Raw genomic sequence first — 8,246 nt, forward strand, 5'->3', positions numbered from 1 at the left:
CTCCGGATTCGAGGGCAGCTGTCAAGCGAGCCTCCCGGTCGGCGGCACTGGGCCCGCCGTAGCAGGATGTCAGCCCGAACACGAGAGCGACGGTGACGACGGTCAGTCCTGTGCGAATCATGCTGATCCCCATCATTCCCCCAACGCGCGGGCGCTCGCCACGGTGCCCCCTCGTGCCAGCTCACAAACACCCTCACCACACCCCTCGCGGCTTCGCGGAGCAGGGAGCGCGGTCTGGACAACCGGATGCCGGTAGGCTCGTCATCGCTGGGGGCGGTGGCCAAGCTGGTCAAGGCAGCGGGCTCATAACCCGACGATCGTGGGTTCAAGTCCCACCCGCCCTACGACACGGAGTTCATCGCGGACTCGTAGACGTCGATCACCGGGTCGACCCGTTGTTCGAGCGGGCGCGCCCACGGATCATGGCCGCGCTGGCGGCGGTGATCGCCTCGGGTCGACTCCGGAGTCTCGCTCGATGTCGGAGGTCGACGCTAGCTTCACCGCCGTGGCGGAACGCGTGCAGACCTGGTGGGCCCGACGACAGTAGTCGAAGGGACTCGACGTGCCCTATGCCGTGGGCGCGTATCGAGACGCATGGGCGGCGTACCCCGCGCTCATCCGCCAGTACCACCCCGACCTCAACGCGGGGATCGCGCTCAGCCAAGTGCCGCCCGCGGCCGACGTCCTGCTGCTGTGGCAGTGCGACGCGGGGCACCGGTTCGCGGCGACGCCCGAAGAGCAGAGGTTGCGCCCCGGCCGGGAGCGCCGCCGCAGCGCGTGGTGCCCCGAGTGCAGCGAGCAGGCGAATCCCCGGCGGACGGTCGCCCTGCCGATGCGGGCGTCGGTCGATGCCCCGGCCGTCACGGCCGCCGCGGTCCTGCGACCGCGCCACCGACCGGCCGCGCCGCCACTCTGCGCGAAGACCCCCGACGTGCCCGTGGGCACGGCCTTCGCCTCTTCGTGCGCGCCCGCTCCGGCGTCGGCCGTCGAGGATCGCATCCGCTCCGACCTGCGCGAGCGCCTGTCGCTGGACCAGGGGCTCAACGCCGTGCGTGTCGCCAAACCGTTCTTCCACCATCTCGAGGTGTGGCCGGACTTCGTCTTCGCCGAACTCCGCGTCGCCGTCGAGTACGACACGATCGGCCGGCACGGGCTGGAGCACGTCGGAAAGCGCGAGATCGCGGACCGCCGCAAGGATCGGGCTCTCCGCACGGCGGGATGGGAGGTCATCCGGCTGCGCACGGGTGCTCTCGAGCCGCTCGGGCCGAACGACCTGCAGCTTTCGGCGTGGAACGGTCGCACGCTGGACCGCCTGATTGACGCGATGAGGAGCATCCGCGGTGCGCTGCTCGTGGACGCGTACGTTCTCTGAGCAGGCGGCGAGGGGGCGCCCGCCACGGCCCGCGAGGTGTCCCCTTCCCGACCGCGCTTCGGGTCCGAAGCCGGGAAGGGGCGGGACGACGCGTCGTCCGCTTCGCCAGGTTAGAAGCGCAATTCGCGATCTTGCGGTAGTTGCGCTGATCTTGAGCCCACGTTGCGCAGGCACGGCCCCGTTACGAGCCGTGCGCCTCCTCGGACACGGGCTGCCACTCGCGCCAGGTCTGCAGACGGGACTCGTAGTCCCGCTCGGCGATGCCCAGGGGCGCCTTGCCGAAGAAGATGCGCAGCGGCGGGTTGTCGGCATCCACCACCTTCAGGATCGCGGAGCGGGTGGCCTCGGGCTTTCCCGGGTCGGCCGCGGAGGGACGCTTCGACGCCTGCTCGCGCACGTCCGCGTAGGCCTCGATCTCGTCGCTGCGCTTCGCCGACGGACCCGACCAATCGGTCGAGTAACCGCCGGGTTCGATGAGGGTGACATGGATGCCGAATCCCGCGACCTCCTGCGCGAGCGACTGCGAGAGTCCCTCGAGGGCCCACTTCGACGCGTGGTACACGCCCACGGACGGGAACGCGCTGATGCCGCCGATGCTCGAGACCTGGATGATGTGGCCCGAGCCCTGCGCCCGCATGATCGGCAAGGCCGCCTGGGTGACCCAGAGCGCGCCGAAGAAGTTGGTCTCGAGCTGCGCCCGAACCTCGTCCTCGGCCAGCTCCTCCACCATGCCGAAGTGGCCGAAGCCGGCGTTGTTGATCACGACGTCGAGGCGCCCGAACCGCTCGTGCGCAGCATTCACCGCGGCCGTGTCGGCGGCGTGGTCGGTCACGTCGAGCTGCAGGGGCAAGAAGGTGTCGGGGTAGGCGTCCACCAACTCGGTGACGTCGTTCAGATCGCGGGCGGTGCCGGCGACGCTGTCACCGCGTTCGAGGGCCGCCTCGGCCCACTCGCGGCCGAAGCCCTTGGAGGCACCGGTGATGAACCAGATCTTGCTCATGGAAGTCCTTACCGAGAGAGGGGGTGAACGGACGCGACGGTACGCCGCGCCCTCTGACTTCCGGACCGCTTGACAGTCTCCGCACACCGTTTCCGTGAACGCGAACGCCCGCCGCCCACGGGACCGCACCGGACGCGCGTGCCCGCGGGCGGCGGGCGGATGAGGGGGAGTGGATGCCGCGACTCACCGCGCAGCGACGACCACCTCTTCCGGCCCCGGCAGGATCTCGCGAAGCAGATCGTCCAGAGTGACGACGCCGAGCAGTCGTTCGCCGTCGACCACCGTCGCCAGTTGCACCCGACCGCGACGCATACGGGCGAGCGCGTCGTACGCCGATGCATCGGGGGCGAGGATCAGCGGCTCTCGCGCGATGTCGCGCGCGGGGGTCTGCGGGGCGACGGAGAGCGTGTCGCGCACGTGGGCGACACGAGACGCGGCGCCCGTCCCCACGAGGATGCGCAGGTGGGTCGACGAGGCGGCGACCGCCTGAATGTCGGCGACCGTGGCATCCGCGGGAACCGCCGTCGGGCGCCGGTCGGTGCGCACGATGTCGCCGACCGTGAGGGTCCCCAGCGCGATCGCCTGCGCGATCGGCTCGGAGTACTGCTGCTCGAGCGTGCCCGCCTGGCGCGAGTGCGCCACGAGCTCGCGGATCGTGTCGGCGTCTTGACCGCCCGCGGCGGGCTTGTCGACGGGTTCGACGCCCGACGCCTTCACGAGCCGGTTCGCAATGTGATTGATCCAGAGCAGGAACGGACGCAGCGGCCAGGTGAGCGCGCGGGCCAGGATGCCGGTGGCCTTCGCCGCCGTCTCGGGGTGCGCGATCGCCCACGACTTCGGGGCCATCTCGCCGATCACCAGGTGCAGGAAGGTCACCACGATGAGCGCGAGCATGAACGCGATGATGTCGGCGAGCACGTAGGGCAGGCCCCAGGCCTCGAAGACCGGCGCGAGGGCGTAGTCGATCGCCGGCTTGGTGATCGCTCCCAGCAAGAAGGTGCAGGCCGTGATGCCCAGCTGCGCGAAGGCGAGCATGACGGTGAGCTCGTTCACTCCGCGCAACGCGGCACGGGCCGAGGCGCTGGTCGCGGCCTGCTCTTCGAGCCGGTGCCGACGCGCGGCGAGCAGGGCGAACTCGACGATGACGAAGAACGCGCTCGCGATGATCAAGCCGGTCGTGATGAGGGCGACGGTCCAGCCGTTCATCGGGCCACCTCCTCGTCGCGTGCGCCGTCTTCGTCGGCGGGCACGGCATCCCGGTCCACCTCGTCGAGCTGCACCTCGAGCTGCGAGGGGACGTGGCGGTCGACCTCGCGCACCTCGATGGTGAGCCAGCGCTCGATGTCCAAGCCCTGAACGCTCTCGCTCGGGCGCTCGGGCAGATCGATGCGGACGACGGTGCCGACGGGGGGCAGATCGCCGTGTGCGTCGATGACCAGGCCCGCGACCGTCTCGACGTCGCTCTCGGCGAGGTCGTGGCCGATCAGACGCTCCAGCTCGTCGAGGTGCAGGTCGCCGGGCACGCTCCACGCGGCGTCACCGACCGCGGCGACCTCGGTCACCTCGGCGTCGTGCTCGTCCGAGAGCTCTCCGATCACCTCTTCGGTGAGGTCTTCGATGGTCAGGATGCCGTCGAAGTTGCCGTACTCGTCGACGACGCACGCGAGCTCGTTGCGCGAGCGGCGCATGCGGTCGAGGGCGACCGGCAGCAGCATCGACGTGGGGATGACGACCGCGGCGCGCATGACCGCGGCCACGGGCGCGTCGTCGGCGGGCTGTTCGCGAAGGATGTCGATGAGCTCCACGACACCGACGGGGGAGTCCTCGTCGCCGATGACGGGGTAGCGCGTGTGACCTGTCGCCATGAGCGCGCGCACTTCGCCGACGATGGTGTCGGGCGTGACCGAGCCGACCTGCGAGCGGGGGACCATGGCGTGCTCGACGTCGCGCTGGGGAAAGTCGAGGATGCGGTCGATGATCATCGACAGATCGTCGGGCAGGTCGCCGCTGACGCGGGACTCCTCGACGATGGCCTCGAGGTCGCGCGCGGTGGCGCTCTCGTCGACGTCCTCGAGGGGCTCGATGCGCAGCAGGCGCAGCAGAGCGTTCGCGGACACGTCGAACACCGTGATCAGCCAGCCGAACAGCAGCAGGTAGATGCGCGTGGGCACCGCCAACGCCCGGGCCAGCGGCTCGGGACTCGCGATGGCGAGGTTCTTGGGGTAGAGCTCGCCGAAGATCATCGTCACGACGGTCGCCAGCAGCAGCGCGCCCACGGTACCGATGAGCACCGACACCGCCGGGTCGACGCCGACGCCGCCGAGCAGGGTCCCGATGGACTCGCCGATGAGCGGCTCGGCGACGTAACCGATGAGCAGTCCCGTCACGGTGATGCCCAGCTGAGCGCCGGACAGCATGAACGACGTCCGCTTGGTGATGGCCAGGACGCGCTTCGCCTGCGCGTCGCCCTTCTCGGCCCGCGCGGCCAGGCGCGCGCGGTCCACGGACACGTAGGCGAATTCCTGCGCGACGAAGAATCCGCAGGCGACGATGATCGCCAGGGTCACGATAATCCCCAACAGAAGCGTCAGGGCCGCAGCCAGCATCAGATCTCACCCCCTCTCACACGGAGAGGGCTCGAAGATCGGCCCTCCTGATCGCTGGAGGCAGAGGTGCGGTGGGGGCTCACGGGTGTTCTCTCTCGTGGGTCGGTGATCGCAGATCCCCTCGACGATATCGCCCGGAAAGCCGCGGAAACTGAGCATTCGCCCCGCTCCACCGATATATCGGTGAGTGCCCCGCCGGCGCCGTCGAGGTGCGATACTGGAGGTCCCCGCATTGCCTCGCCTCCCAGCGTGGTCCCGCCCGTGCTCTACCGGTACGCTTCAACGCGCCAGAAAAGGACCCGCCGTGGGACGCCTCATCTATCGAGACCGCGCATCGTTCGACATCGACGACCGCATCCTCGCCCATCTCCGCATCGTCGTGATGAACAAGCTGCGCCGCAACGAGGGCTTCATGCTCCAGCTGCCGGTGAACGAGGGGGTCCGCCAGGCGAGCCTGTGGATCCACGCCTCGAACGCGCTCGTCATGCAGTTCTACGGGGGGCGCGAACCTGCGATCGATCGCGCGCTCGTCGACCAGATGATGCACGACGCCAGCGGTGCGGACGGTCTGACGCTCACCGCCGCGGGCATCGCGCCGCAGCCCACGCCGACGCGTCAGACCGCGAGCGGACGAACCGCCTCCTGACGACCGCCCCGCCGAGGGCGGGCGCGCGCGTCGTGCCGCCGGCCGTCGCCGGATCCGACATCGCGCCGCCCGCGCTCGGTGGGCGCTCGCGTCGTGCCGTCCGCCGTCAGCGGGCCACGTTGCGCCGCGGGCGGGCGCGGCCCGCGTCACCCCGCGGGCAGCGTGACGTCGAACCGTGCGCCCGTCACGACGGGGACGCACCGCACATCGCCGCCGTGGGCGCGGGCGATCCCCCGGGCGATCGGCAGTCCCAGCCCGACGCCGCCCGCCTTCTCGCGCCCCTCGTCGAGGCGCACGAGCCGGTCGAAGATGCGCTCGCGCTCGGTCGCCGGCACCCCCGGCCCGTCGTCGGTCACGCGGACCGTCGCGGTCCCGGCATCCGTGTCGCGGACGAGGGTCAGCGCCACCGTCCCGCGTCCTGCGGTCGCCCGAGCCGCGTTCTCGACGAGATTCGACAGCACCTGCGCGATGCGGTCGACGTCGACGTCGACGGGCACGACGGTGTCGGGGACGTCGACCCGCACGGTCAACGAGGGGTGGGTCAGCGGCACCCGACGTGCCTCGGTCCGCACCAGGTCGCGCAGGTCCGCCCGCGCGCGCACGAGTTCGAGGCCGCGATCGACGCGGGCCATCGTCAACAGGTCGTCCACCAGGCGCGACGCCCGCGCCGCCTCGCGGGCGACGTGCGCGGCGAGGACCTCGCGATCCGGGCCCTCGAGGTCGGCGCGCACCAGGGTCTCGGCCGCCGCGCGGATGCCCGCCACCGGGGTGCGCAGCTCGTGCGCGGCGTCCGACAGGAACGCCCGCAGCCGGGCTTCGGCGTCGCGCGCGGCGTGCTCCGCCCCGACGACGTCGTCGAGCATGTCGTCGAGCGCCGTGGCCACGCGACCGATCTCGGTGTCGGAACGCGTCGGCCGCAACCGGCGTTCCCGCTCGCCCGCGCCGATCGCGCGGGCCACCCGCGACACCTGATCGAGGGGTTGCAGGCTCCGCCGCACCGCCAGGGTGACGGCCCCGGCCGCGAGCACGAGCACACCCACCGAGGACACCGCGACGATCCACCGCACCTGGACGAGCGTCTCGCCGACGCCCACGGCCGAGGCGGTGAGCGTCAGCGTCGACCCGTCGCTCAGCGTCGAGCGCAGGGTGACGAGCTGGTCGTCTCCCGACACGGCGGATGCCACGACCTCGACCCCGTTGGTCGAGGCGCTCGGCGAGGGCTCCGATCGCTCGCCGGGGCCGGGCCCCCCGGGGCCGGGAGGCCCCTGACGCAGCTGCTCCGGACTCGGTCCTGCCACCACCGAGCCGCCGCCGGCACTGTCGATGCGCACGGCGAGACCCTGATCCGACAGACGCTCCGCCAGGTCGGCGTCATCGACGGTGCCCACCAGCGAGGCGGCCGCCGCGGCCCGATCGCGCAGCCTCTCCTCGATCTGCCCGCGCAGGCGGGCCCCGAGGGCCAGGTCCACCACGACGGCCAGCACGACCAGCAGGAGAGCGACCACGGCGAGCACCGCGACGATCGTCCGGCGCCGGAGCGATCCCGACCGCAGCGGCGCGGTCGCCTCCCGCGCTCTCACGGTGCAACGCTCAGGCGATACCCGAGCCCTCGCACGGTGTGGATCAGACGGGGGCCGTTCTGCTCCATCTTGCGCCGCAGGGCGCTCAGGTGCACCTCGACCAGATTCGGGTCGTAGTCCTCGTACCCCCACACCTGCGTCAGGATCTGCGCCTTCGACAGCGTTCGCCCCCGGCTGTCGGCCAGCAGGTGCAGCAGTCGGAACTCCGTCGCCGTCAGATCGAGCGCCGCGCCGCCGCGGTGCGCGGTCGCCGCGTCCGGGTCTACCACGAGATCACCCACCGAGATGGTCTGGGGGAGCCGTCCGCGGCGGCGGAGCACCGCGGTGGACCGCGCGACGAGCTCCGCCATCGTGAACGGCTTCACGACGTAGTCGTCGGCGCCCTCGGCGAAGCCGCGCAGCCGATCGTCGACCTCGTCCCGCGCGGTCAGCATGATGACGGCCGCGTCTCCCGCCTCGCGCACCACCGGAAGCAATCGGATGCCGCTCGGCCCGGGCATCATCCAGTCCAGGATCACCAGGTCGGGGCGGAACGCGCGCAACCGCTCGTCCAGGTCGGTGCCGTCCGGGGCCGCCTCGGCGACGAAGCCGTCGGCCCGGAGTGCGGTCGTCACAGCGAGGCGGATGGTCTCGTCGTCGTCGAGGACGAGCACGCGCGCGGAAGGGGACATCCGCCCGACGATACGGACGACTCCTGGACGTGAAGTATGGCTTGCGTATGCGAACGCCCGGGTGCGCCCGGCTTCAGGTTCGCTTCAGTCCCGGTTCGGAATCTGGTCTCAGAGTCGGTGATCGCCACCGGCACGGGAAGAAGACATGAACGACGACAACCCCACCCTGCCGATCCCTCGTCACGAGGAGACACCCGAGCCCCGCCGCCGCTCGTGGCGCGGACCGGCGCTCATCGCCGGCGCCGTGATCGTCGCGGCGGGCCTGACCGGAGGAACGGCCGCCCTCGCCGCGCAGAACGGCGCGACGCCGTTGGCCGCAGCCACCTCGGCCCCCAGTGCCGACGGCGGGTCGACCGGCCCGGGCTCGGCAC

At 71.4% G+C, this 8,246-nt stretch carries 7 protein-coding genes, 1 tRNA gene and 1 pseudogene; 4 read left to right on the top strand and 5 right to left on the bottom strand.

Annotation, left to right across the window (positions count from 1 at the left end; all coding sequences use genetic code 11):
- Window positions 1-270 precede the first annotated feature (270 nt).
- A tRNA-Ile gene (locus DBR36_RS01295) sits at window positions 271-344 on the top strand.
- A gap of 218 nt (window positions 345-562) precedes the next feature.
- A complete protein-coding gene (locus DBR36_RS01300) occupies window positions 563-1,372 on the top strand; it encodes a zinc-ribbon domain-containing protein (RefSeq protein ID WP_258222503.1) in 810 nt (269 codons plus the stop codon).
- 181 nt (window positions 1,373-1,553) lie between these two features.
- On the opposite strand, the gene DBR36_RS01305 is transcribed toward DBR36_RS01300, so the two are convergent.
- The 3 genes from DBR36_RS01305 to DBR36_RS01315 form a co-directional block, all read right to left on the bottom strand.
- Window positions 1,554-2,372, bottom strand: coding sequence for an SDR family oxidoreductase (locus DBR36_RS01305; protein WP_108317226.1), 819 nt, complete (start codon window positions 2,370-2,372; stop codon window positions 1,554-1,556).
- A 183-nt stretch (window positions 2,373-2,555) separates the two neighbouring features.
- Window positions 2,556-3,578: a CNNM domain-containing protein gene (locus DBR36_RS01310; protein ID WP_108317227.1), complete on the bottom strand. Its 1,023-nt coding sequence runs from the start codon at window positions 3,576-3,578 to the stop codon at window positions 2,556-2,558.
- Window positions 3,575-4,978 carry a hemolysin family protein gene (locus DBR36_RS01315; protein ID WP_108317228.1) on the bottom strand — a complete coding sequence of 468 codons (1,404 nt, stop codon included), beginning with the start codon at window positions 4,976-4,978 and terminating at the stop codon, window positions 3,575-3,577. The genes DBR36_RS01310 and DBR36_RS01315 overlap by 4 nt, the downstream gene beginning before the upstream one ends.
- Window positions 4,979-5,282: 304 nt before the next feature.
- Here DBR36_RS01315 and DBR36_RS01320 point away from each other — a divergent pair, with 304 nt between their 5' ends.
- The gene (locus tag DBR36_RS01320) at window positions 5,283-5,624 is read left to right on the top strand and encodes an ATP-dependent DNA ligase (protein WP_181373434.1); all 342 of its coding nucleotides are present in this window, start codon (window positions 5,283-5,285) and stop codon (window positions 5,622-5,624) included.
- A 146-nt stretch (window positions 5,625-5,770) separates the two neighbouring features.
- Here the strand turns inward: DBR36_RS01320 and DBR36_RS01325 are convergent, their stop codons facing one another.
- Window positions 5,771-7,204, bottom strand: a complete 1,434-nt coding sequence (locus DBR36_RS01325) for a HAMP domain-containing sensor histidine kinase (RefSeq protein ID WP_181373435.1) — start codon at window positions 7,202-7,204, stop codon at window positions 5,771-5,773.
- Entirely contained in the window at window positions 7,201-7,875 is a 675-nt protein-coding gene (locus DBR36_RS01330) for a response regulator transcription factor (protein ID WP_108317229.1), read from the bottom strand. Before DBR36_RS01330 ends, DBR36_RS01325 begins: the two co-directional genes overlap by 4 nt.
- A 145-nt stretch (window positions 7,876-8,020) precedes the next feature.
- Between DBR36_RS01330 and DBR36_RS01335 the strand changes: the two are divergent.
- Window positions 8,021-8,246, top strand: a pseudogene (locus DBR36_RS01335) (hypothetical protein); the annotation flags it as partial.

Source organism: Microbacterium sp. HMWF026, assembly GCF_003061325.1.
Classification (GTDB): domain Bacteria; phylum Actinomycetota; class Actinomycetes; order Actinomycetales; family Microbacteriaceae; genus Microbacterium; species Microbacterium testaceum_E.